30 protein-coding genes are annotated in these 23,068 nt (G+C 45.6%); all 30 read left to right on the plus strand.

The features are described 5' to 3' along the window. Nucleotides 1-10 precede the first annotated feature (10 nt). On the plus strand, nt 11-343 hold the full coding sequence (locus tag ACOBQJ_RS03040) for a hypothetical protein (protein ID WP_421070249.1): 333 nt from the start codon (nt 11-13) through the stop codon (nt 341-343). A gap of 95 nt (nt 344-438) precedes the next feature. Then, nucleotides 439-1,644 (plus strand): RNA-guided endonuclease InsQ/TnpB family protein, encoded by a 1,206-nt coding sequence (locus ACOBQJ_RS03045; RefSeq protein ID WP_421070412.1) that lies wholly within the window; start codon nt 439-441, stop codon nt 1,642-1,644. A gap of 131 nt (nt 1,645-1,775) precedes the next feature. Beyond that, nucleotides 1,776-2,024, plus strand: a complete 249-nt coding sequence (locus ACOBQJ_RS03050; RefSeq protein WP_421070250.1) for a hypothetical protein — start codon at nt 1,776-1,778, stop codon at nt 2,022-2,024. A gap of 32 nt (nt 2,025-2,056) precedes the next feature. Next, nucleotides 2,057-2,569 carry a Holliday junction resolvase RecU gene (locus tag ACOBQJ_RS03055; RefSeq protein WP_421070251.1) on the plus strand — a complete coding sequence of 171 codons (513 nt, stop codon included), beginning with the start codon at nt 2,057-2,059 and terminating at the stop codon, nt 2,567-2,569. A gap of 1 nt (nt 2,570) precedes the next feature. Next, nucleotides 2,571-2,744 carry a hypothetical protein gene (locus ACOBQJ_RS03060; protein WP_421070252.1) on the plus strand — a complete coding sequence of 58 codons (174 nt, stop codon included), beginning with the start codon at nt 2,571-2,573 and terminating at the stop codon, nt 2,742-2,744. 4 nt (nt 2,745-2,748) lie between these two features. Further along, complete coding sequence (locus ACOBQJ_RS03065) at nt 2,749-3,528, plus strand: HNH endonuclease signature motif containing protein (protein WP_421070253.1); 780 nt, start codon at nt 2,749-2,751, stop codon at nt 3,526-3,528. 12 nt (nt 3,529-3,540) lie between these two features. Then, a complete protein-coding gene (locus ACOBQJ_RS03070; RefSeq protein ID WP_421070254.1) occupies nt 3,541-4,485 on the plus strand; it encodes a hypothetical protein in 945 nt (314 codons plus the stop codon). Between the two features lie 23 nt (nt 4,486-4,508). Further along, nucleotides 4,509-4,757, plus strand: coding sequence for a DUF2325 domain-containing protein (locus ACOBQJ_RS03075; protein WP_421070255.1), 249 nt, complete (start codon nt 4,509-4,511; stop codon nt 4,755-4,757). Between the two features lie 7 nt (nt 4,758-4,764). Continuing rightward, the gene (locus ACOBQJ_RS03080; RefSeq protein WP_421070256.1) at nt 4,765-5,067 is read left to right on the plus strand and encodes a hypothetical protein; all 303 of its coding nucleotides are present in this window, start codon (nt 4,765-4,767) and stop codon (nt 5,065-5,067) included. 106 nt (nt 5,068-5,173) lie between these two features. After that, a complete protein-coding gene (locus ACOBQJ_RS03085) occupies nt 5,174-5,704 on the plus strand; it encodes a metal-dependent hydrolase (protein WP_421070257.1) in 531 nt (176 codons plus the stop codon). A 54-nt stretch (nt 5,705-5,758) separates the two neighbouring features. Then, nucleotides 5,759-6,157, plus strand: a complete 399-nt coding sequence (locus ACOBQJ_RS03090) for a DUF5336 domain-containing protein (protein WP_421070258.1) — start codon at nt 5,759-5,761, stop codon at nt 6,155-6,157. A 100-nt stretch (nt 6,158-6,257) separates the two neighbouring features. Next, the gene (locus tag ACOBQJ_RS03095; RefSeq protein WP_421070259.1) at nt 6,258-6,656 is read left to right on the plus strand and encodes a hypothetical protein; all 399 of its coding nucleotides are present in this window, start codon (nt 6,258-6,260) and stop codon (nt 6,654-6,656) included. Nucleotides 6,657-6,679: 23 nt separating this feature from the next. Then, nucleotides 6,680-6,928: an AbrB/MazE/SpoVT family DNA-binding domain-containing protein gene (locus tag ACOBQJ_RS03100; protein WP_421070260.1), complete on the plus strand. Its 249-nt coding sequence runs from the start codon at nt 6,680-6,682 to the stop codon at nt 6,926-6,928. A gap of 14 nt (nt 6,929-6,942) precedes the next feature. Next, nucleotides 6,943-7,773, plus strand: a complete 831-nt coding sequence (locus tag ACOBQJ_RS03105; RefSeq protein ID WP_421070261.1) for a nuclease-related domain-containing protein — start codon at nt 6,943-6,945, stop codon at nt 7,771-7,773. Between the two features lie 16 nt (nt 7,774-7,789). After that, entirely contained in the window at nt 7,790-8,218 is a 429-nt protein-coding gene (locus ACOBQJ_RS03110) for a hypothetical protein (RefSeq protein ID WP_421070262.1), read from the plus strand. A gap of 64 nt (nt 8,219-8,282) precedes the next feature. Beyond that, on the plus strand, nt 8,283-9,098 hold the full coding sequence (locus ACOBQJ_RS03115; protein ID WP_421070263.1) for a Dam family site-specific DNA-(adenine-N6)-methyltransferase: 816 nt from the start codon (nt 8,283-8,285) through the stop codon (nt 9,096-9,098). After that, nucleotides 9,095-9,559 (plus strand): hypothetical protein, encoded by a 465-nt coding sequence (locus ACOBQJ_RS03120; RefSeq protein ID WP_421070264.1) that lies wholly within the window; start codon nt 9,095-9,097, stop codon nt 9,557-9,559. The genes ACOBQJ_RS03115 and ACOBQJ_RS03120 overlap by 4 nt, the downstream gene beginning before the upstream one ends. Before the next feature lie 76 nt (nt 9,560-9,635). After that, nucleotides 9,636-10,298 carry a hypothetical protein gene (locus tag ACOBQJ_RS03125; protein WP_421070265.1) on the plus strand — a complete coding sequence of 221 codons (663 nt, stop codon included), beginning with the start codon at nt 9,636-9,638 and terminating at the stop codon, nt 10,296-10,298. Nucleotides 10,299-10,310: 12 nt separating this feature from the next. Continuing rightward, the gene (locus ACOBQJ_RS03130; RefSeq protein ID WP_421070266.1) at nt 10,311-11,174 is read left to right on the plus strand and encodes a topoisomerase C-terminal repeat-containing protein; all 864 of its coding nucleotides are present in this window, start codon (nt 10,311-10,313) and stop codon (nt 11,172-11,174) included. 13 nt (nt 11,175-11,187) lie between these two features. Beyond that, entirely contained in the window at nt 11,188-11,466 is a 279-nt protein-coding gene (locus tag ACOBQJ_RS03135; RefSeq protein ID WP_421070267.1) for a hypothetical protein, read from the plus strand. 76 nt (nt 11,467-11,542) lie between these two features. Then, a complete protein-coding gene (locus tag ACOBQJ_RS03140) occupies nt 11,543-11,926 on the plus strand; it encodes a hypothetical protein (RefSeq protein WP_421070268.1) in 384 nt (127 codons plus the stop codon). Nucleotides 11,927-11,942: 16 nt separating this feature from the next. Then, complete coding sequence (locus ACOBQJ_RS03145; protein WP_421070269.1) at nt 11,943-12,296, plus strand: hypothetical protein; 354 nt, start codon at nt 11,943-11,945, stop codon at nt 12,294-12,296. A gap of 40 nt (nt 12,297-12,336) precedes the next feature. Continuing rightward, entirely contained in the window at nt 12,337-12,657 is a 321-nt protein-coding gene (locus ACOBQJ_RS03150) for a PrgI family mobile element protein (protein WP_421070270.1), read from the plus strand. 13 nt (nt 12,658-12,670) lie between these two features. After that, entirely contained in the window at nt 12,671-13,447 is a 777-nt protein-coding gene (locus ACOBQJ_RS03155) for a hypothetical protein (RefSeq protein ID WP_421070271.1), read from the plus strand. Next, entirely contained in the window at nt 13,437-13,580 is a 144-nt protein-coding gene (locus ACOBQJ_RS03160) for a hypothetical protein (protein ID WP_421070272.1), read from the plus strand. Before ACOBQJ_RS03155 ends, ACOBQJ_RS03160 begins: the two co-directional genes overlap by 11 nt. Continuing rightward, nucleotides 13,564-15,390: a VirB4 family type IV secretion system protein gene (locus ACOBQJ_RS03165; RefSeq protein WP_421070273.1), complete on the plus strand. Its 1,827-nt coding sequence runs from the start codon at nt 13,564-13,566 to the stop codon at nt 15,388-15,390. The genes ACOBQJ_RS03160 and ACOBQJ_RS03165 overlap by 17 nt, the downstream gene beginning before the upstream one ends. A gap of 6 nt (nt 15,391-15,396) precedes the next feature. After that, nucleotides 15,397-16,536, plus strand: a complete 1,140-nt coding sequence (locus ACOBQJ_RS03170; protein ID WP_421070274.1) for a pilin — start codon at nt 15,397-15,399, stop codon at nt 16,534-16,536. Nucleotides 16,537-16,551: 15 nt separating this feature from the next. After that, the gene (locus ACOBQJ_RS03175) at nt 16,552-17,673 is read left to right on the plus strand and encodes a hypothetical protein (RefSeq protein WP_421070275.1); all 1,122 of its coding nucleotides are present in this window, start codon (nt 16,552-16,554) and stop codon (nt 17,671-17,673) included. A gap of 469 nt (nt 17,674-18,142) precedes the next feature. Beyond that, a complete protein-coding gene (locus tag ACOBQJ_RS03180; protein ID WP_421070276.1) occupies nt 18,143-20,809 on the plus strand; it encodes an HsdM family class I SAM-dependent methyltransferase in 2,667 nt (888 codons plus the stop codon). Beyond that, nucleotides 20,764-23,061: an Eco57I restriction-modification methylase domain-containing protein gene (locus ACOBQJ_RS03185; protein ID WP_421070277.1), complete on the plus strand. Its 2,298-nt coding sequence runs from the start codon at nt 20,764-20,766 to the stop codon at nt 23,059-23,061. Before ACOBQJ_RS03180 ends, ACOBQJ_RS03185 begins: the two co-directional genes overlap by 46 nt. Nucleotides 23,062-23,068 lie beyond the last annotated feature (7 nt).

Genomic DNA, 23,068 nt, shown 5'->3' on the forward strand with positions numbered 1-23,068 from the left:
AGGTAACTGATTGTCCAAGACAGTTGATGTTTTCTGCGCGAGCAGTGTGGAAAAAGACATGGAAACTTACGGCCTGGTTATCAGTCGGGGACACGAGAAGATATACAGTGCCTCCGGGGTTGTCTACTCGACGCCTGGCGCCGGCAACTACAACGCGGTTGCCGCGGCTCTCGGATGGCTTTTGACAAACGGGTATGCCGGCGATACGACAACTATATATATTGGAAACTACCAGTGTGTTATGCAAATAAACCTTCGGAAAGAGATGCCACCTATTTTATGCAAGCAACACCGAGAAAACCCCGGAATTTATTCCGGGGATGAGAGGTGGGAAGACAAATAAATAAAATAGGTATATAAGTCGATAGGAGGTAAAACTCACTGTATTCCACCCAAAAGAATCAAATACGGGGCCTGTCTAAACAAGAGTATACGGTCCTGCGGGAACTCTGCCACATCTCCAAAAACCTGTACAACGTTACGCTTTACAGCATCCGGCAGCACTTCTTCGCCGAAAAGAAATTCCTGTCGTATAACTCCAACTACCACCACTGCAAAAACAACGACAACTATAAGCTGCTGCAGGCTGGGGTATCCCAACAGGTCATGCGCGTAGTCGAACGCAACTTTAAATCCTTCTTTTCGCTGCTGGAGTTGGCCAAACAGGGAGAGTATCCGAAGGAGAAAGTAAAAATACCCAAATATTTACCCGAAGACAGCTACTTTTCACTCGTTCTGTCCACCAACGCCATCAAGATCAAAGAAGGGTTTGTGGTAATACCCCTGTCTCGCAGGTTTAAGAAAGAACGCTCGGTGTTAAAAAACCTTCGTATACCATTTCCGGAAAGACTGACCGGCAGAACCATTAAAGAAATCCGCATCATTCCTAAACACGAAGCAAGGTTTTTTGAGATAGAGTATATCTATGAACAACCTTACGAATTACACCCCGTAGATCCTAACAAAGCGCTTTCCGTTGACCTGGGATTGAACAACCTGGCATCCTTCATCGCCACCGGCGGGGCGTCGTTTTTAATCGACGGCAAACACCTGAAATCAATCAACCGCTGGTACAACAAAGAGAACGCCAGGCTGCAGTCTATAAAAGACAAACAAGGTATTAAAGGCATAACCAATCTGCAGGCGCGTCTTCTCAACAGAAGGAATAACAGGGTCCGGGACTGCCTGAATAAGACCGCCCGGTACATCATCAACTACTGTGTTCTCCATGGTATAGGGAAAATTGTCGTTGGCCACAACCCGGAGTGGAAACAGGAAATAAACCTGGGCAGTCGCAATAACCAGAACTTTGTGCAAATACCCCACTCATCGTTAATACTTAAACTTAGAGCCCTATGTGAGCGATACGGCATCGAATTAGTTGAACAAGAAGAGTCTTACACCTCAAAGGCCAGTTTCTTGGATAAAGACAACATTCCTGTTTACAACCCGGAGAATAAGACAGAATACACTTTTAGCGGCAAACGGGTCAAGCGCGGGCTCTACCGGTCCAGAGAAGGTTTTCTGGTCAACGCTGATACTAACGGTGCGGCGAATATTTTAAAAAAAAGTAACCACAGACTGGATTTCCAGCGAGTGGCTAGGGGGCTTTTGGCTAACCCTTTGAGAGTAAGGCTTGTATAGCAAACCTCTTATGAATCCTCGGAATTTATTCCGGGGAGTGTCAAGCAAGCACATTATTGCCGCACAGAACGCGGCTGTGTAAGGGGCAGGAAATCCTGTCCCTTTTACTTTTCAAAAAAGGAGGTAAGAAAATGTCTTCGTTAAAAACCAAGGCGCATAAATACCTTGGATATCTGATTATTGAATGCTGTGGTGAATTCGGCGACCCTTACTGTACAGTTGTAAATCCTGTAACAAAAGGACATGTTCACACACAAACAGTTAAAATTGCCAAAGCTGTCTGTGGCGAGTCCCGTCACTTCGAGAGGTACGGACGGTTCAAGACACGCAACATTGCCACAAGGAACCGGGCTGCAAGGCTCGCCCTGAGAACGGGATAAAGAAAGGAGATGGTTGAATTAAAGCAATCTCAATGGCAAACCGCGGTGAGGCGCTTGAAGAACTGGTGATAATGGCAAACGAGTCCTACCGGACGAACAAGAAAGCTGTAATCCACAAGGTTCCGACGGAGTGGAAGCCTATCCGTGGATTCGTAAAAGGTAAATACAGAATAGTTTCAGCAAAGGTTGAGAAACAGGCTGCTGTGGATTTTCTCGGCCATGTTAAATTGAAGAAAAGAACCCTGCCTCTGGCGTTCGATGTGAAGGAAGTAAGCAGCGGCGTAAGATTCCCTTTGTTAAGAGTAGAACCTCACCAGTACAACTACTTAAAAGACAGTGCCATTACGGGCGCTTTTTCTTTTGTGTTGATTGCTTTCTGGGAGATAGATAAGTTTTATATTCTCCCCTTTGACGAGTTGGATAAACGCTGGATTAAATGGAAGAAGAAAACCGGACCCGCATCAGTCAAGGCTGGGGAGAGCGGTTTGGTTGAGGTGAAATTCACAGACTACCTCAACTTCCTTGAAGGTGTCAGCATTGTCTGACATGACTGACATAATCAAGCGGTTCAAGGGTTCGCCGGCGGAACTCACATCAAGGCAGGTTGAGTACATCAGAAATCACTTCGAAAAGAAAGGCCCAGTCCTTATCAGGCTGGGCAAAGGAAAACTAACTAAGTTTCTTAGTCCAGATGAACATAAAAAACTAAAGGAGGTTTGATAAATTGGCATTACCCTTAATGGAAGATCCTTTTGAAGAGAAATTCTGCGAAAACTGCGGAAAAACAGGATACACCGAAAAACACCACATTAAGACCAGGGGCGCCGGCGGGAAGGATATCAGCTTGAACAAAATCAGGCTGTGTGTCGAGTGCCACAGGAACGCCCAGGAATACAAAATCAGCAGGTACCATCTGATCCAGATTGTTGCCAAGAGAGAGAAAGTAACGCCCGAGGAAGTCTGCAAGGCCATAGATATTCCACTGCCCGATGTGTTCCCGGCTCCCGCCGAGAAGAAAGAGGAACCGTCATACGAACAACTGGTGCAGGCTGGGCTGAGCATAAAAGAGCAGGAGGCTGACTGCAAGTGGGTTTACGCCCAGGTTATAGACGCCCTTGTTAAGACCGGTGCCAAGATGTCACAGATAGCCTCAGACCTCGGCGACAGCGTGTCTCTGGTAAAGAAGTATATTAAGACATATAACGCCTTCAGGGATGAAGACATGCGCGTGCCAGAACTGAGTTTCGAGCACCATTATATTGCTTCAACATCAAAGGACCCGTCAGTGGCCATAGCAAAAGCCGCGGATGAACAATTAAGCACCCGGGGACTCAGAAAAATCATTTTGGAGGAAAGCGATGATCTTAAAGCTGCCGATGATAATGACGAAAAAAAAGAATTACAAAAAGCAAAAAAGGTTCACGCAGAAGCCCAGGAAATTATTGCTGCCGGAGGCCCAGCAGCCAAGTGGCTCAAAGATAATCTCCACGAGTTAGTGGCATAGAGGAGAGACGCTATGATTTCATTCGACTTTATCAACGGAGTCGCCAGGAAGGATTCACTCATTGCAGTGATCATCTATCACCCGGATGACTTCAAGGAGATATTCGGCAATGCCAGCTACAAGGATTACTTACTGCAAACGCACCTGGTCATAAACGGCCTTATTGAAAGTGAACCCGTTAGAGTCGTCAAGGTGCCCTTTAGCAAAACTGACTACAGTAAGTGGCTGGCTAGAAATAAATACTGGGAAGAAGGACCCGAGGCAAGGACTGCGTGGGCTTTGGACAAAGCTGTGAAAATATCCAAGAAAAAAGAATATGTACTGGTCCCGGAGCCGCCGCTGGGCGAGCTTATCAGCGGGATCACTTTATTGGGGGTAGCCCCTGTAAGTGTAATGGATGACAGTGAGTTAAAATCGCTGTACTCGGAATTCTCCGATGATCTGGTTACCAACATCGCAAGTGAATTGGTGAATTTCTTCCCCGGAATGAAGAAGTTTTCTAAGTTATCAAGATACCGCTGCGAAGGCATTCATGTCTGCCCCTATAACCGTCTTGTACCCCTGGATGTCAAGGAGGCAGTGGAGCCCAACATGGGTGTGCTGCTTGACTTTGAAGAGGGAGATACAATGCGCTTTGTAATCCCTGAATTTGACCTGTCCATAGAGGAAGGGTTATCGATTAATATAGCTATGTTACCAGTCTTATTGATTGGCCCCAAAACCGAAATGGATTTCTGCAGGGCTTACATGAGAGAAAATTTCTACGATATCCCTGCGGTGACGAGGCTGATAAGAGATGCCGCAAACGAGCGACTGCTTTATTCAAAGCTGTCAGGCGATTTAATGATTATGCCCTACGAAGAGTTCAACGACGATATGATAGAAATTTGCATAGACAACACAGATTGCAAATTCAAGAGTAAGAAAAAAACAAACCACCTAAGAAGGGTTAAATAGAGAGGAGGGGTAACCTGGACTGTTTGCTTGTTGGAGCAGACCGAATCGGGACAAAGGAACAGACGATCATTAAAAGGTTTGGTATGCGTTCACTGACCCACTGGGCCGGCAGGGAAAAGAAATTCAAAACCATACCTGCCTCAGTTGGTTTGATTATAGTGTTAACCCAGTTTGTTAACCACGGTCTGATGTACCATGTTAAAAAAGAAGCCAAAAAATTCAACATCAGAGTTATATACCTCAAAAGAGGCATCACTGAATTGACGGCTTAAAAAGTAGGTGATAAAAATATCAGTCATTCAACAGGAAAAAACGGTTCGAGATTGCAGCGGACTCGAACCGCCGATATGTGTAAAATGTTCGAGGGCAACAGCTCTGCTCTGCCCCTGGATCGGGGAAAACGATGACAGTTTCATCACGAAGTTTGATACTAGGCTGTCCCCTTCGTCAAACGGATTGATAAACATTGTCTCAAGCGTGCGGGACTGCAGGCTGTTTAAGGAAGGGGAACTTCCCCGTATTCCAAAGAATAAAGTCAACGTTCAGTATTTAATGAAAATACTGGAGGAGGGCGTAGCTTGAAAAAGGTCGTTGAGGCTTTAAGTGAAATCTGTAGCGGATACGGAAAAATATACCCCTTAATAGCCCGTGGAAACACGGGTACCTTTTAAAATAAGGAGGGCTATAAATGCTCTGGAGAACACATATCGTGACCGGTGCTTCAGCCGGGCTTTTACTGGCAGGACAGACCAATGTTGAAACCGCAGTCGCGTCGGCGAGTATCGCGGGGCTTGCGGCTCTGCTACCCGATATCGACAGTCCCCAATCAAAACTGGGCAGGCTCGTGCCTGTAATCCCCAGAATGCTTTCAATAACAGTTGGACACAGAGGGTTGCTGCACTCACTGGTAGGCGCCCTGGCGATGTCGCTGCTGGCGACGATCCTTATAAGGATATGGTATGACCAAAGTTTTTGGGTGCTTCTCCCGTTGGTACTGGTCGGGTATGTGTCCCACATCCTGATCGACTCGCTGACAAACAGCGGATGCCCCTTATTGTATCCCCTGCCCTTTCATTTGAGAGTGCCTTTATTTAGCACCGGCAGTTTCGCTGAAAGACTGATTGCTTTCCCGGCGATGTTGTTTTTGTTTATGTGGCTTTCAGGGCCGCTGGTATGGGGGTATGTTAAGAACCTAATATATATAGAGGGTATTTTTTAGAAACTAAAAATGAACCCGATATGGGTTTATTAATAAAAAACAAGGAGGAATAACATGGAGTATCGTTACGAAAACATCTACAAGAAGGAGAAGTTAATCATCGCCCTGGTAGGCGGAATCGGCGCGGCACTAGCCTTACTGCCGTCCCTTATGACAACCGGGCTGGCAATTGTTGCTATGGCACTGATCGGTTATCTGGTTCTGCTGTTTATGACGGAAAGCATCCAGAGGTACACCTACGCTGTCACAAGAGACCAGCTCACCGTAACTATACAGAACAAAAGGGGGCCGCTTGTCAGCTCGTATAACTGGAAAGACATGATCAGGATGCAGGAAGACAAAAACACGCTAATGATTTCCTTTGCAAACAGGGATGTGCCGGTTTTTAAAAACCTTTCAAATTATCAGGATTTCGTAAAAAACGTCCAGGCAGCCGTTGGAACGGCAATCTAATTAACACGGAACCCGGCACAGCCGGGTTTTTCCTTTTTATAGAGGGACATTTCTTCAGTTTAAAATTGAATGAACCGATAAAATACAATAGGAGGCAAATATGACATTCGATTACAAATACCGGGACCTTTACGTTAAGGAAGCCACAATCATTGCCCTGATTGCCTGCTTCATCGTTTACGCAAGTCTTTTCTTTACAAAACCCGTTACACTAATTGGGGCGGGTATCGGTATGTTTGCTTTGTCGCTGTCGGGGTTGTTGAGTCACCTGGGCAAATGCTATGAGGGTTTCTCTCTCGACATCTTTACAAATTACATGAGGGTAGCCTTCAATGGCCACGGTAAGAATTATGTCTGGTCTGATTTTGAAAGCGTCAAAGAGCACAGGAAAGGGCTTCGGATAAGGTTCACTGACGGTACAGTATTATCTGTACTCAGGGAGATCAGAGGCTACGATGCTCTCCGTGATCTTATAAATAAAAATGTTCATATTAAATAAAGTTTATAAAGGGAGGAGTGAAGTTGAAAGCAACGGGCTATGTCAGAAAGCTCAATAGAGATGGAAAGATAGTTTTGCCCGCTGAGTTAAGACGTGGCTTAAATATTAACTATGAGGACATCGTAGAGGTAGTTATTAAAGATGACTATATAGTTATTAAAAAGTATCGACCTGTCTGTATTTTTTGCAGAGGCACTAAGGACATTAGGTTATTTCAGAAAAAAACGATATGCGGCGAATGTGTTAAAGCCATATTTGAAAACGCAAAATAGCCAATAAAGGAGAATTGGGACATGGGATTTCTAGGGAGCTTTTAGTTAGAGCCTTTGGGGTAGCGTTTGCTTTTTTCGCAATAAATTCTATGTTTATTGATAGTGGATTTATAATTTTTGCATTACCACTTTTAATATTTGGACTGATTTTTGCTATTCTGGGTGAAAAAGGAGTTCACGCTCATAACACTCGTAAAAGAAGCTACAGAAGAAATTATTACAATGACAGATCAAAAATAAACAGTTCTCAAGATGCAATTGATTACGGCAAGAAGGGCGAAGAGGAAGTTGCCTTTCAGTTAAGGACAGGTCTTGATGAAAGAGAGTATGTTATTAGAAATGGAATTAGAATATATGACGGAGAAAATTCTGCTGAGATAGACCACCTTGTCGTAGGGCCAACCGGAGTATTTGCTATTGAAACAAAACACTACAGTGGCAAAATCATAGTAGACTCTGCCGGCAACTGGCTGAGAGAGAGATTAAACGGCACAATAGATAAACTTGAATATCCCAGAACCCAGCTTCGCAGGCACAGAAATGTACTACTTAGTATTTTAGGTAAAGAATGTCCGATATGTGACATTGTGGCAGTAGCGGTGACAAGGGAGGATAGAAACAGGATATTCCCTGTGGAAGGCACTCAGAACATCGATTTCAACTGGGCTTATTCAGACAGGCTCGTTGATTACATAACCGGGAAAGAAGTCGTAATGAATGCTGCAGACGTCCAACATGTTCTAAAAATAATAGATGGACAGATCGCCAGAAATGAAGATTACCGGCGCAGAAAGAAAGAACAGAACTCTGGTTTCGGCAGTTTCTTTAAGGCTGCCGGAAGATAAAAGGAGATTTAGTAAAGTGAAGATTTTTGATATGTTTATAAATGCAATATCAGGCTTATGTGGTCTAGCCCGAAATACATATAACAACTATATTTATGGCGGCGAAAATATCTATATAGATTCAACTCAAAGACAAGATCAACTGTTTATGACTATGAACACCATATTAATGGAGCAGGATCGGTTGTTTAATGAGCAGGCCGAGAGAGACGCTCAATACGCTGTGGATACAGCACAGGAACATATGAATACTTCCCAAGAAATACACCAAACCTCTGTAAATATGTTCCAGGGGCAATGCGAAATGTTTCAAAATCAAATAGATCAAGACATGTTTCAAGATCATATTGATATGCACAATGATTTCCAAAACCAAATAGATCAAGATACATTCCCAGATCATACGGATATGAACAATGATTTCTGGGACCCCAACGATTACTAATCCGTAAAAATTATTTAAGGAGCTGGCTGTAAAAAGCCAGTTTTTTATTTCAAAGGAGGCATATATGAAACCATTTTTAAAGTGGGCTGGAAGTAAACAGCATATTATAGAGCGAATTAAAGCAGCTCTCCCTGCCGGCCATACACTGATAGAGCCGTTTGCTGGCTCTTGTGCGGTATTTCTCGGCACTAATTATAGACGATATTTTTTGTCTGACATAAACAAAGATTTAATTAACCTCTACCAGACACTACAGGCAGAGGGAGAGCCTTTCATTCAATACTGCAAGACATATTTTATCGAGGAAAATAAGAATAGGGAGCGTTTTAACCAGCTAAGGAAAGAATTTAATACTACTTCAGACATGCGTATGAAAGCAGCCTTGTTTCTTTATTTAAACCGTTACTGTTATAACGGACTGTGCCGGTATAACTCGAAGGGAATATTCAACTCTCCGTTTGGGAGGCTAAAGCCGTATTTCCCCGAGGAGGAAATGAGAAACTTCTACAGGAAGTCCGGAAGCGCCAGGTTTGAAAGTGCCGACTTCAGGGATGTAATGAGCAGGGCAGGAGAAGGATGCGTAATTTACGCTGATCCGCCATATGATCCTATATCATCAACGGCAAACTTCACGAATTACGCCGTAGGCGGTTTCAGTAAAAAAGATCAGGTAGACTTGGTTCGGCTTGCAAGACAGCTTGCAGAAAAAGGCATGCCGGTGTTGATAAGTAATCATGCTACCGAATTCGTTTTAAACTTGTACCGCGGTGCTGATATTCAAACTTTTGATGTAAGAAGATATATCAGTTGCGGTAATAGAGGAATGGCAAGAGAAGTCCTCGCATTATTCACTCCAGAGAGGCAGGCGGTGAATCTATGATACTGAAGGTAACACCGGTAATCGACTATAATGTAAGGACACTCTGTACAACTCCTTACCCAGGCCATAAATACGGTTGTCCAAACTATAACAAGAAAGAAGGCTGCCCGCCGAAGGCCCCTAAGTTTGAGGAGATATTTAATATGGACGGCTTTTTTTACGCCATAATAAACCGGTATAACTTGAGAAAACATGTGCTGGAAATGAGGTTAAAGCACCCCGGCTGGACACAGCGACAGCTAAGGAACCTTCTTTACTGGCAGCCGACAGCGAGAAAACAACTACTCACTAAAATCCGCGATTTCCACAGAGAACATCGCGGATTTCATATTACAGCTTGCCCGGAGGCACTGGGGGTAAATGTAACACTTACACTAGCTAATGCAGGATATAACCTTGAATGGCCGCCGGAACACATCGCCTGCCAGATCGCCATCGCCGGGCTGAAAGGAGAACCGTAGTGATAAGGTGGCATCAAACCGCCTTAGAGAGTATCAATTCCGGGCAAGGGAGGAAATTCTGACTTTATAACCAAGAATGTTTAGATTTTCAGGAGGAAATATGGACCTTCAAAAGATGTGGGCGTTTATTTACAAGTGTGTCAGCAACGATGGCGCCAACAATGTAAGCATTGATTACTGGCGAGACCTCCCTGGTCCCGGGGAAACATCAGACACAGATTTTTATTCTGAACTTGCATGGTGCGTTTATAACGGAGGGATGTCAGAAAGAGTGATCCGCTCCAAGTGGCCTTACCTGAAAGCTGCTTACCACGAATTCGATCCAGATGCTGTAGCCAGCGATCCGAATGTTCTACAAAACGCCCTGATGGTAATTAACCACAAGGGCAAGGCAAAAGCAGTAATTGCTTCAGCAGGCAAAATAATAAATGATCGCCCCATTGGTGAGAGACTTGCTTCTTTGAGTGAAAATGAAGTCCTTTCATACTTGGAGACATATCCCTTTATTGGTTCGGTTACGAAATATCATCTTGCTAGAAATTGCGGAATGGATGTGGTAAAACCAGATGTCCACCTTGTAAGGCTGACCGATTATCTCGGTTACGAGTCGCCAGATGCCCTGGTAAGCGAAATAGTAGGATTTACAGGCCTGAGAAAAGGCTTGATAGATTTCGTTTTATGGCGGTTCTTATCTTGGTATGGGCCGGCAGCCTACGAGACAATCTCATTATTTAGGTAAGGAGTGTTTTATGTGAGATGCCCGACATGCGGAAGGAATGTAACGATGTCCGACAAGTCGTATTCATGCGACTGTGTCGTAATCCCAAAGGAACTTCTCGGGAAAAAGATAACCCCTGAAATTGTCCACGAACTGGTAACCAATAGACGGACAAAGGTTCTGGATGGATTTGTTTCAAAGAGGAAACAGAAAACATTTAGTGCTGCACTGATGATTGCCGGCGGTGAGGTCAAATTTGACTTTAAGAGAACGGGTCAGGACAACGAAAAGAACCTGGTAAGAATCAGGGTATACTCGGGTAATTCAGGTTCAGCCCATGTGTTAATTAAAGGAACCACGTATAAAGAGTTTCAGATCAGCTACGGACATGTATCGTCAAGAATGGCTGAGTGCTTGGCCTGTATTACTGCGGCGCACCTGGTCAAGTATGTTCTGAAAAATATCTCTGGACTGAAACTCGCTATCTCCATAAACAACCTTGACCTCTCCAGATACATCTTGAAGGAGAGAGTCCCTCGGGACAGCCTTATGAAACTGGCACTCGAAAACCTGTTTAAGTTACTGGGAGAGTTTGGTAGCTGGTCAGCTTATTATGAACTGCTGAAAAGGTCAAGATTGACAGGCAGCCCCTACAGCAACACTTTCCCCAAGGGGGTGTTCCCCGGCATAGATGTTGGTGTTAAAGAAGGAGACAGGTTGACGGTAATATTGCCAAACAGACTCGATGTACAGTCACAGTTTACCGCCTCAATACAGAGGGCTGTGTCCAGCGGTGATAATACATACGCCCTACCGCTGACAGCCAGGCCCGTATTGATGGCATGGCTTAACAGCGTAAAGAAGGGCGTGTACCAGGGCGAAGTAAACCAGCAATAAAAGGAGGTGCGTTTTGGCTCGATTTATGACCTATGAAAACCCCGCCAATGGTAAAAAGAAGACTATTAGAAAGGGTTTTAATATTTTTGTAATCTGGCTGGGGCCATTCTGGTATCTTTTTAATGGACTCTACCTGAGAGGGTTATATTGGACGTTTATTTCTTTCATAGTGGGCGTCCTGACTCTTGGGTACGGCATGATTGTAGTATGGATAATCGCCGGAACGAAAGCAAGCGGCGAGTTGGAAAAGTCGTATATAAAACGCGGCTGGAAAGCCGTCGAAGAATTTTAAATTTATTTAAGGGGGTGAGAATGATTATCTATTCTCGCACGGGAAACCGGATTGATTTTAGAAAGGGGGGTTAAAAATGCGTTTATTTAAAATCTTAATAATGATGACAATATTAGTCTCGGTATTCAGTCCGCTGGCCTTTGCGGAAACAGACACAACCAACACAACCAGCACAACTACTACGACAACCACTTCAGATGGCGCGACCATATCGTCAGGAGTCCCTGAAGTTACTCCAGAAGAGTTCTCTGGTAAAATCAATAGAATGTCGGATGCGCTTTACGGCACTGCCAGAAGTGCCATAGCCGCGGTAACTGTTATTGCTTTGGTGATCGGCGTCATCGCCGGCATTTTCTTTAAGGGAGCCCGAGTAATGGTTGGGTTTGCTCTATTAGGATTGATTGTTGTCTTATGGGCGCCGACGATTGTGGGCTTTGTAATCAGTATTACAAATTCTTAAGAAAGGAGAATGTCAAATGAAAAAGAATTTCGTAAGTCTTCTGACCACGCTGTATTTCACTCTGATATTCCCGGTGATGGCCTTTGCCGCTGAAAATGGTATCAACGCAGGCTTGGAAACAGTTGACAGTGAAGCCCTTGGCTCCAAAATTGTCGGCATCGCCACAGGCTTTGGTGCATTAATCGGAGCCGTGGCGGTTGGGATGCTTGTATATTCAGGCTTCAGGCTGGCGACAGCGACTACCGAGCAAGCAAAAGCAGAAGCAAAAGGGCACTTTATACAGGTCATTATAGGCGTAGCGGTTGCTGGCCTGGCCGTGACCTTAGTGGGATTTATATGCCAGACAATTTCAGGCGCAGGATCAACTTAAGCCGGGTTTCCCGGCTTTTTCTATTTTTAGGAGGTGATATTTGTTGCAGGCTTATAAAGTTCCTTTCTCCACAAAGGGAGAAGAAAGATTGGTTTTTAACCTCGGCTTAAGAGAATGTATGTGCCTTGGGCTTGGGTGCATCCTTGCTGTAGTGGCAATTAGTATCCCAACGCTCTTTGGGGTCACAATGCCAAGAATTTTATATTTTATCCCACTGGGAATTCCGCCCCTTGCAGCAAGTGCGATTGTGGCCTTTAAAAATGTAAAGCAATTTGATAATTACGCAAAGTACGACGAAAGCGTAATAAACAATTTTAAATTCAAACACAGGGTTCGTAACTATATCATGTATAGGAAATAGGAGGTGTTATGATTTGATATTAGGTTTTGCATTGTTTTTTATGCTTCTGCTTATAGCAGGAGGCGTAACGCTATCGATTTTAAGTAAACCAAAAAAATTCGACAGGGTGGCAAAACAGGAAGATAAATCTGTAGAAGTGAAGGAAGAAGAGAGCGGAAAGACCGCACATATAGAAGATTTGCTTCCGATAGAATTCATTGAAGACGGTATATATTCAGTGGGCGGCCTCTACTGCGCGATGGGAAAGATCGAGGGGACCAACTTTTCAGTTATGTCTGATCATGACCAGGACATCAGGGAGTCCATCTTTATAGATATCTTGAATGAGATCGATTTCCCTGTCCAGTTCGTTACTACCAGCGTTGTCCCAAACACAGGCCGGGCGGCTCAGGAGATCGCCAAAGAAGCCCAGAAAATGCCGGAAGGTAATTTGCGATGCTATTCAGTGCTTTATGCGGCTGCTCTTGACGATATGCACAAAACAAGAAAGATCACCAGTCAAAGCTCATGGCTAGTTTTAACCGATGATGGCTCTGACGGCGAACCGGTATTAAGGTTAAAAGAAAAGGTCAATGCCATAGGTTCTGCGTTGCAGTTAAACGCAGGTATTGTGTTCACCCCACTGCAGTCCACCGAAGAAGCTATGGATGTTTTTGGGCAAATCCTGGATAACAAAAGCCTTGTCAAGTCATCTAAATACCTGCAAGGTATACAGCCCATTCATCTTTCAGAAAGAGAGGTATGTCAATATATTGAAAACCAAAGGACTAAAACAGAATATGCTGCCTAAGAAAGGCATGATACGTCACGGTACGAGCTTTGCCAGCCAAAGAGCCTTGGGTGATATGCCTGTTTTTGTTACAGATCCGGTATCAGAATATAAAACCGCCTCGGAGGTGGGTAAATATGCTGAAAAAGTTTAAGAAGAAACAGGAGCAAAAAACTGAGGTCAATCCTTGTGGCAATATAGCTACAGCCTATCTCCCGGATCGCATAAAAGAGATGGAAGATCATATAAGGATTAACGATTCCTATTGCAGGATGATGGTCGTTGAGGTTATGCCGGAGCAGATAGTATTCAACTGGTTCGGCAGAATCACAAACATCCCGGGTGTAGCCCTCTCAGTCTATATTAACCCTTACTCTTACGAGGAAGCCTCCAGAAGAGTGGGTAAACAAATGACTATGGTCGGGGCCGAGTTGTTAACGGAGCAGAAAAAAGGAAGCACGAGGCGCCTTGGTGTTCTCAGTGAAAAATATCAATTCTTCCAGCAGCTGCTGACTTCAATCAGTCTTCATAGAAGCAATATATCCGCAGTGATTGTAACGATAATGATCACTGGAGAAAGTTATAAGGAGATGCACTACAGGTACCGCAGGGTGGTGGACATCCTCGGCGGCACTAAAGCTATTACGCTGTATAAAAGGCAGATAGACGGGCTTAAATCAATCCTGCCGATGGCAAGAGGTATTCTACCTGAATACCATGATGCTACCATCGCCAATGCTGCCTGCCTTTCGCCGCTTATTAGCGAAAATTTCAGCCACCCCTCAGGAATATTCTTTGGAAGCAACCGTACAGGCTCACCTGTCTTCTTGGACACATTTATCGGGCAGCCCAGATTGTTTGGCCCGCATATGTTTGTTGTGGGTATGACCCGTTCAGGGAAAAGTTACACTTGCAAGGGTATTATCTCAAGGACGATGGTACACGGTATACGGACGGTTGTATTAGACCCTGAAGGAGAGTATAAATCACTGGCGGAAGCTCTTGACGGGACATATATCAGGTTCCATCCTGGCATGGAGTGCATGTTTAACATCTTTGATGTGGAGCCTGACTATGACTCGCAGTTGAAAAAACATTATAATGACCTGGCCAACAAGCAGGATGAAATTGCCTCGCTTATCTCCGCCATGGTTGAAATACAAGGCGATGGAAAGCTCTCAGCGGAGGACAGGGCTGTCCTTATGCACGCAGTAAGCGAAGAATACAAGGCGAGAGGCGTAACCAGCGATCCCGACAGTATTTACGAAATGGGCGGGGTCGAAACCGAAGAAGGAGCTAAGGTGGGTAAATATCATAAAGAAATGCCCACTATTACAAGCCTGGCTGAAAGGCTCCACACTATGGACGCTGCTAAACTTGCAAGGATACTCGTTCCTTTCCAAAAGGGCGGGCCACAAGGATATTTTGACGGTCAGACAAAAGAGAAATTTTACGACTCACCGCTTGTAGTGTTCGATATCTCAGCCCTGGAGTCAACATTCGCCAAACTGTATGCCTCTTATGTTATGGTTTCATGGATATGGGAGAAATTTGTAAAGAAAAACCGCCAAACAAGAAAAAGTGTTATGATTGACGAAGCGTGGAGGTTTATGCGGAACAGGGAGACCGCTGAATTCTTGTCAAATATGGCACGCCGGGGTGCTAAATATAACACATCGCTTTTGGTCGCATCGCAATCCTTTTCGGAATTTGCCAGCGACGAAGGCCGTGTATTGCTAAATCAGTGCGATACAAAGTTTATCTTAAGATTAAAAAAAGAAGAAGCCGATGCCCTTGGTAGGCTTTTTGGTCTTCCGCAAAACGTGGTTGATCAGGTATCAAAGTTTACGAGAGGGCAGGGCCTTCTGCAAAGCGGAAAGGAGAGCGCAGTAGTCAACTTCAGAGGGTTTGAATTTGAAGAACACTTCTTGAACTCAAACCCCGAAGCGGTCCTGGTGCGTTAAGAAGATATGAAAAGAAAATATGCTATCTTCTTGCTGCTGTTTTTAGCAATGCTTTACACGGCTCCACTGGCGGCGGATATTGTTCATTCAGGTTCTGGGGTTGCATGCGCAGCGGGGCAGGCAGAGAACCAGCAGCAAATGGAGCCAGTCGAAAGGGAAAAGGATTACTACACGATTTTCCCTGAAGAAAGATGGCCCCTTATGATGTTTATTTACAACAGCATATCGGGAGTTGTTGCTGGCCTGTTGGTTATAACGATAGTTATATCAGGCTATCGGTATATGGCAGCCTCTGCGAATCCCGGAATAAAAGCGTCATTCAGTGAAGACCTTCAAAGATGTGTTATCGCCATGACAATAATTGCGCTGGCTCCATTGTTTATAAAAATATTAATCGGAGTAAACGACAGTTTTGTAAGTTTCTTTGCCCATATTGTTAACGCATCTACGGCAGAAGCGGTTTTAGAAAATAAAAGCAGTTTATCCCCTGCCGGTATGTTTGAAAAGATTATTGCGTTAATATTCCAGGGCATCACTAACCTTTTTAAATATGTTCTTGGACTTAACTCTGTAGACACGCTTATCTTCAATGGGCAGGTTGAACTCCTGAAGTCTACCACGAATTTTCAAACCGGCAACGTATTTACTGACTCTATATTAAACCTTGCGATGGTCGGGTTCATGGTTTATTTTAACGCCCTATATACAATTAGAAAGTACGTTGTTATAGCGTTTTTTGTTGCGATTCCAATATTTGCAGGACTGTGGGGATTTTCGGGAAACAAGCGTATTTATGAAATTCCTCTAGCGGAAATAATCCAGACCATATTTGTACAGTCAGCCCATGCCCTTACAATGGGAGTGTTTATCATGGTGTTATTTGGAAGAGAAACCGCTATTGTAGATGCTACCCAGATAAACCAGGGCTTGATACATGTAGCCATGTGGGTAGCCGGTTTGGGGGGAGCTATTTGCACCCTCATAATGGTCAAGCTGGGGTTCAAGATTGTGACAGCCACGGGCGATAATGATATCGCTGAGGCCAAGAGTGGTTTCGGTAAAGCAATGGTTGGACTCGGCATACTGGGATCGGCGATGTTGATAGCCGGTTATATTTTTCAACTTACCAGTGGTAAGTGGTATTAGAAAGGGGGACAGAGAATGGCTACACTTTCAGCATGGAACGTATTCTTTATGTTTATGGTCATACCTCCTGTCTCAAAAGCCATGTCTTCTGTGTTTATGAGCCTGGTGGCTCGCGCCGGAACGGTAGACGAGGAAAGGCTTGCTTTTGGCGGCATGGCATCTCTTGCCGCCATTGGTGGAGCATTATATGGAACTGCCCGCGGAAGCAGTAATAAGATAAATAAAGCCGCATCCAATGTCGCAAACGGTGTCACGGGAAACCAGGGCGGCGGAGGCAGCGGAGGTGGCTTAGGAAGAGCCGGTATTGGTTTAGCTGGAACAACCGCCGGAATGGGTGCTGGTATGGCTGGCTCCAGCGGTGTAGGCGCATTTGCTGCTGATATGGGTGGCTACGAAGGCGGCGATAGAGAAACCGCGAGGATAGTAAGTGACGCATTGGGCACAGACGCCCCGGAACCAGATACAGGACTTGGCGGTTTGGGAGTTGGCGGAGCGGGAGTTAGCGGAGCGGGAATTGCCGATTCTGATGCTGGAAGTCCTGGGCTTGGCCTATCTAGTATGGGTGAAAGCGGCGGAGAGGAATATATCTCTGGCGGTATGTACGGATCAGAAGCAAGTGGTGCCTCAAGTGGAAGCCCATACGGAGACTACGAAGACGGATACAGAATGACCCCGATCCCGCCATTAAAACAGAGAGAAGGAGCAGAAAGCGAACCCCCTCAAATCCAGCCGCAGTTAAGCAGTCTTACCGAAAGGGCGGGCGATCAAAGCACGAAAGTGGCAAAAGGAGCAGCGTTTGCCGGCGCCCTTGCACCAGTAGCTGGTCCGGCCGTAGCTGCTATGTTGGGTGCCACAGGTAAAATGGCCGCAGGTCCGACATTAGCGGCTGGTCATATAGCAAAGAATTTGTACACAAATACTAGGCAGGCCATGAGGCAAGGAGAAGGTCTCACAAGTGCCATGGGGAACTCAGTTAAAAACCTCACAGGCGCAGGCAGCGTAAGCGAAGCCAACGCCCGAATTATAGGTTCAATACTTGGCTCCTCGCTTGGTAGCCCAACCAGCCAATGGGTAGGAAATACAGCAGGTAAAGGCGTGAAGAAAGCAAATGATCTAGTTAATAAGCTCAGAAACTAACCCCCTTTTAGAGGGTGCGTCTTAGGGATTTTTAATCCCGGAAAAATATCGGCATAGTTTGGTATGTATTACCGGCTATGTCGATTTTTCTTGTTATGAAGTGGATTTAGAAACCGGTGGGTCAAACTCACCAATGCAGTTCCAAACGATTTTGACACGCTGTACGAAGATAAACTCATCGAAGCGATTATGAATTTTAAAATGCGGTTGAAGTCTAATCCTGTGACAAATCGGATTGTTTTTCTTTCGAGAAAGGTGCCAGAGATTTGACCGCCCCTAAAATTATCCTGATGAGATGAGAAAAAATCTTGATTTTATTCCCGATCAGGAATATAATAGAAGAAAGGGTGATTTATTTGTGAATTTCATATCAGCACAGCAAGCTGCGGACAAGTGGGGTATTTCAAAAAGACGTGTACAAATTTTATGTGCTGGTCAAAGAATACCCGACGCGGTTCGTATTGGTAATATGTGGGTTATCCCCGAGAACGCCCAGAAACCCGCTGACGCCAGGATTAAGGTTTCGGCGACTACGCGAAAACCCACTAGTCCTATAAAGAAGGCCCGAAAAGCACTGCGGGCTATTTCCTCAACGGCTTACCGGGCAGCACGGATGGACGGAACGCCTCCGTCCGATGCGAAAAAAGCTGTTATGGCTTTGTTTGCGTCTGAACTGATTGAACACGTTTTGGAAACGCCGTCAGAAAATATGGTAGAGAGAATACACGCCCTTTTCGGGGTTAACGCACAGTTACCGCCGCCGGTCTCGGCAAATGTCAGAAAGCTGTTCAGCAATTTTCTTCACGAGCATCCTTTCTGTTTTGACGACGCATTGTCGTGGGCATATCAGTATTTAAATAAACTCAGTAAAGACATGGGCTTGGAAGCCACGCAGTTCTTTACCGAAAAGTATATGATAACCGCCTTGGTAGACCGATGCCATATTGAGAACGGCACAGGCAAAATACTTGACCCTGCCTGTGGCGGCGGGAACTTCCTGCTGTACGCTTTGGACTACCTTTGCGACAGTTCAAGGCTGCCGACGGAGACCGCTTTGCCCGACTACGTCCATACACAAATAAAACGGCTTTACGGATATGAACTCGACCCGACCTTGGCGTTTATCGCAAGCGTGAATTTACGCGTCAAGGCTCTGTCGATTATAAAAGAACACGGCTATGCCGTTACCGCTGAGGAGTTTTTTTCAAAAATCCCCGACATTTACTGTTCCGTAAAGGACAATATCGAGGGCGCTCTTGATATCGAGCCAAGCTCTCACCTTGTTAAAAAAGCGGGTACGGAGCAAACAGACACTTTAGCATCCGTCTTGAGCTCAGCTGAATACATATTCACCAATCCTCCGTTCCAAACCGTTAAAGGAATGGATGGAAAGCAAAAGGCGTTCTTAAAGGACAATTTCCCCAACGCGAAATGCGATATGTGCAACGCCTTTATTGAGTTCGTTCTCAGCGCCTTGGCGGACGACGGCATATGCGGAATGGTTACGCAGAACAGTTGGATGTACCTTGACAGCTTTGAGCAGTTGCGCGTATCGTTGCTAAAGCGGTACTCAATGAAGTCCATTATAGAGCTTGGCTCAAATGCCTTTTATGACCTCAGCGGCGAAAAGGCCAATGTCGCTTTGCTTATAGCTCAAAATACACGCCCGAATTCTGAAACGTCCATTGCGACCTATTCATTAAAGCACCTCGCCCAAGCCGAGACGGAGCGTCTGCTGTCCTCGGGTAACGGAGTGGGCGGCCACAGGGTTTTCCTTTGCCAACTCGAGGTACTGAAACAACCCGGCGCCCGGTTCGGAATGTTAGGTACAAGCCGAACTCAGTTTTTGCAAAGCAGCTGTCCCGCTTATGGCGAGTATGCGATTCCTATGCAGGGAACGTCAACGGGCGACTCGAAAACCCTTGTCGGCTACTTTTGGGAACATATCGGGGACGCTGATTGGCGTCCTGTCAGCAAGGGCGGCGGCTATTCACGATGGCTCGGTCTTAACAGCTACTCCGTTAAGTGGGGCAAGGACGGCGAGTTCATAAAGGAAACGCAAGGCTCCGCAATCAGAAACGCCAAATACTTTAATGAGACACAATTGGTATTCAGCGACACGGGAACGGCGGGTTTAAACGTCAGACTCTTAAGAGAAGGGCAGATCTTTATAGCGTCAGGCCCCGGTATACGGGTTGCGCAGGGCGACTATTTGTCGCACATCGCTTTCCTGAACTCCCGTTTCGCCTCATACTTTATCCGTCTGCTTTCGCCGAAACTAACAATCGCCGCAGGGTACATCGCAAAGATACCCGTCCTTGATGAATTGCTTTCATCAGGAACATTAGCCGAGTTCGCAAGAACCTGCATTGAACTGAAAAGGGACAGGCTGTCCAAACGACCGATTTACCTTGAGTACAAACCGCTTACCGACATCGGCGAACCAACCACGTTGGATAAACAGGCTCGGCGTTGGTTCCTTAAAGATATAGAGGACGAATGGCTGCAACTACGCGCTGAAAAGGAAATTGACAGACTTATACTTGATGCCTTTGATCTTACCGATACCGACAGAGAGAACCTCAACGCTCAGGTAGGATGCCACGCGCTCGACATCGGCGGCAGCAAATCGCTGTCTATTAATGAGCTTGACGGAGCCATCAGCGACCTGCTGTCCGCCAATTGTATGTTGAACAGGACACGGTCGGATAAAAACCATCTCGGCTGTGACGGAGTGTTGGAGTTCCTTGCTCATAAAAACTCTGTTTCTCCAAACAAGATTTACCGAACGGTATCAAAGAATGTTTTGGGCTTTAAAAAAACACTTGCAAAGTACAAAGACGCGTACATACACAGCGTGGTGCTTTCCGCTTTGGGGTACTCCACTGAAGCGCTCCCGAGGGAACTTCCTGAGAGTAAGTTGTTGGAGGAAATCTCGCTAAGGTTTCCGAACCTGACAAGCGAGCTTGACGTAATTACTGAATGGGTTCAAAGCAGCCTCACGGCATTTCATAAAGCGGCGTTTCTTAACACACCGCTAATTTATTACTCCGCGGAGCATAACGCCGTGGAATTACCAAGGGGACAGGTATGGGGCAAACAGACAATGCGGTCAGCTTTATTACAAACACACTAAAAGGCATTTTCAACGGAGACTATACGGATGTCCCGAAGGTTCGGCTTTACTGCCACTATACGGAGAGCGTACTTATATCGCTCCTTAACGCCAAACGGCTGAGGCTGCTGGAAAGTGATTGCTTGACGGTTCTTAATAAGATGGCTGAACTCGGATTACTGTCAGCTGACATTCCGCTCTTTTATAACGAACACAGAAAGCTCATTGAAAGCGAACTGCAATTTGACGCGGTCTCCGATTGGAGAAACGCTCACCTTATTCACGAGGGGCTATTAAGCCGCGAATTGAACATCTCAGAAAAGAACGTCTGGTTTTCGGCGGACAAGGTCTCGCGTGATAATACGGGCTCATATTACACGCCGGGCGGTCTTGCGCTTGAAGTCGTGCGCGAGGCTATTAAGAAATACCTAAACACAAACGGCACCCGCAATGAAACGGACGTGGCTCGGTTATTGGCAAAGACTAAATTCGCTGACCTGTCATGCGGCTGCGGAGAGTTTATAAAAGCCGTTAGGACAGAGTTGCTTGAACGGTATAATATAAAACTCGAAAGGGTCTGCCTTAATCTTTATGGAATAGATATCGACCCTATCGCTTTGCAGATTACGATATGCGATTTATTGGAGCTCGCGCCTCAAGACAATTGGCGTGAGATTATAAGCCATTTTGTATTAGGCAATCCACTGATAGACCAACACGAAGAAAAGGATTATGCCTTAAAGACCCGCCTGTTTGCGACCGGACGTTTCTACAATTCCGATATGGGCATTAACATTAAACACCTGTTTGCCGACGCCTGTATTGACATAGTGGTCGGTAACCCGCCTTGGGAAAAAGTCAGGTTAGAGGAGCGTAAATTCTTTAAGCCGATACTGCCGGAGATTTCGGCTATTTCACAGAAAAACAAACGGCACTCCGCTATTGAGAAATTGAAAGTTGAGGCTCCCCTCTGCTATGAGTGGTATAGGCAGGTGTCCGACGACTACACCAATTTCAGAAACGAGGCAAAAAAACACCCGTCTATAAGCAGGTCTCTAAACGGGGAACTCAACACCTACGTTCTGTTCACCGAACTGTCACTTAATATCATCGACGAGAACGGCGTCTTGACCTTGCTTGTAAAGAGCGCGATAGCAACCTCACCGGCAAACAAACCGTTTTTCACACAAATAACCAAGCAGAAGAACCTTGCGTCTATCTGCCTTTTCAATAATTCGCTCCGCATTTTCGATATTGATTCAAGGGAGCGGTTTTGCGTAATCACCTGCGCCCAGAAAGCCAACCCGTCATTTGAGCTTATTGCCGGAGCAACTAAAGTAGAGGAACTTCATTCCGCGGAACGGCTTTCTTTGACCGCAAAAGATATGAGCGTTATCAATCCGTACACTCAGATGCTCCCGAACATATCTAAGAACGCCGACGTTCAGATCCTGCTGACCGCGCACAAGAGGCTGCCGCTGTTCGATGCCGTTTATCCCGAGTGCCACTACGGGCGACTTGTTCATCTCACGTCCCACGCGCATTATATCGACACCGTATCGACAGACAACAATGTGCCTATTTACGAGGGCAAGTTCATAGAACGGTATGACGCGAGGTTTGCCACCTTTGCCGATATGCCTGACGCTCAGAAATACTCGGCGAAAGCACACGCTAAAAAGAACGTATCGGCGGACGGGGAAAAACCTCTGTCCGAATGCCGGTATTTTATCCAAAAGGAATTCTGGGAAAAACTCAGCGTAAACTACGCCGAGCAGTATATGCTTTGTTGGCGAAGCCTTACGTCCCCGACAAACGCGAGAACCACGCTCGCTATGCTTTTGCCGACAATGCCGACCTGCCAATCAATACAGTTCCTGCAAACGGACAGCGTTACGGATTTGATGATGATGCTCGCTCTTCTTAATTCAAAGCCCTTTGACTTTCTTGTGAGGCTGAAAATGCCCGGAATAGATTTGACGCAAAGCGTTGTCAGGCAAATTCCTGTGCCAAGCAGGGACACCTATCGGCGGCTCATTCAGTTTTCAAATGTTGAACTTCCACTTGAGCGGCATATCCTTGAACGTGTAACGGCAATCCTGTCCCGTGAGCCGATGTTGTCATCAATGCTTAAGGGCGCAGAGCCGCCGTCCGAGAATGTACAAAAAAAGCCAAAACCAACCCTTGAAAAAGAGTTGGATGACTTGTTTTTCATTGCCTACGGCTTTTCGGCTCCTGAAAGCAGGGAAATACAAAACGCCTTCAAAAAGTAGACGATGC

The organism is Pelotomaculum propionicicum, assembly GCF_048984525.1.
Taxonomy (GTDB): domain Bacteria; phylum Bacillota; class Desulfotomaculia; order Desulfotomaculales; family Pelotomaculaceae; genus Syntrophopropionicum; species Syntrophopropionicum propionicicum_A.

Excerpts from the sequence above, each read along its gene's own strand:
- ACOBQJ_RS03115 (WP_421070263.1), top strand. The coding sequence starts at position 8,283 with ATGAAACCATTTTTAAAGTGGGCTGGAAGTAAACAGCATATTATAGAG.
- ACOBQJ_RS03175 (WP_421070275.1), top strand. The coding sequence starts at position 16,552 with ATGGCTACACTTTCAGCATGGAACGTATTCTTTATGTTTATGGTCATA.
- ACOBQJ_RS03085 (WP_421070257.1), top strand. The coding sequence starts at position 5,174 with ATGCTCTGGAGAACACATATCGTGACCGGTGCTTCAGCCGGGCTTTTA.
- ACOBQJ_RS03050 (WP_421070250.1), top strand. The coding sequence starts at position 1,776 with ATGTCTTCGTTAAAAACCAAGGCGCATAAATACCTTGGATATCTGATT.
- ACOBQJ_RS03160 (WP_421070272.1), top strand. The coding sequence starts at position 13,437 with ATGCTGCCTAAGAAAGGCATGATACGTCACGGTACGAGCTTTGCCAGC.
- ACOBQJ_RS03145 (WP_421070269.1), top strand. The coding sequence starts at position 11,943 with ATGAAAAAGAATTTCGTAAGTCTTCTGACCACGCTGTATTTCACTCTG.
- ACOBQJ_RS03170 (WP_421070274.1), top strand. The coding sequence starts at position 15,397 with ATGAAAAGAAAATATGCTATCTTCTTGCTGCTGTTTTTAGCAATGCTT.
- ACOBQJ_RS03180 (WP_421070276.1), top strand. The coding sequence starts at position 18,143 with ATGTGGGTTATCCCCGAGAACGCCCAGAAACCCGCTGACGCCAGGATT.
- ACOBQJ_RS03095 (WP_421070259.1), top strand. The coding sequence starts at position 6,258 with ATGACATTCGATTACAAATACCGGGACCTTTACGTTAAGGAAGCCACA.
- ACOBQJ_RS03185 (WP_421070277.1), top strand. The coding sequence starts at position 20,764 with ATGGGGCAAACAGACAATGCGGTCAGCTTTATTACAAACACACTAAAA.
- ACOBQJ_RS03125 (WP_421070265.1), top strand. The coding sequence starts at position 9,636 with ATGTTTAGATTTTCAGGAGGAAATATGGACCTTCAAAAGATGTGGGCG.
- ACOBQJ_RS03090 (WP_421070258.1), top strand. The coding sequence starts at position 5,759 with ATGGAGTATCGTTACGAAAACATCTACAAGAAGGAGAAGTTAATCATC.
- ACOBQJ_RS03070 (WP_421070254.1), top strand. The coding sequence starts at position 3,541 with ATGATTTCATTCGACTTTATCAACGGAGTCGCCAGGAAGGATTCACTC.
- ACOBQJ_RS03120 (WP_421070264.1), top strand. The coding sequence starts at position 9,095 with ATGATACTGAAGGTAACACCGGTAATCGACTATAATGTAAGGACACTC.
- ACOBQJ_RS03165 (WP_421070273.1), top strand. The coding sequence starts at position 13,564 with ATGCTGAAAAAGTTTAAGAAGAAACAGGAGCAAAAAACTGAGGTCAAT.
- ACOBQJ_RS03055 (WP_421070251.1), top strand. The coding sequence starts at position 2,057 with ATGGCAAACCGCGGTGAGGCGCTTGAAGAACTGGTGATAATGGCAAAC.
- ACOBQJ_RS03140 (WP_421070268.1), top strand. The coding sequence starts at position 11,543 with ATGCGTTTATTTAAAATCTTAATAATGATGACAATATTAGTCTCGGTA.
- ACOBQJ_RS03060 (WP_421070252.1), top strand. The coding sequence starts at position 2,571 with ATGACTGACATAATCAAGCGGTTCAAGGGTTCGCCGGCGGAACTCACA.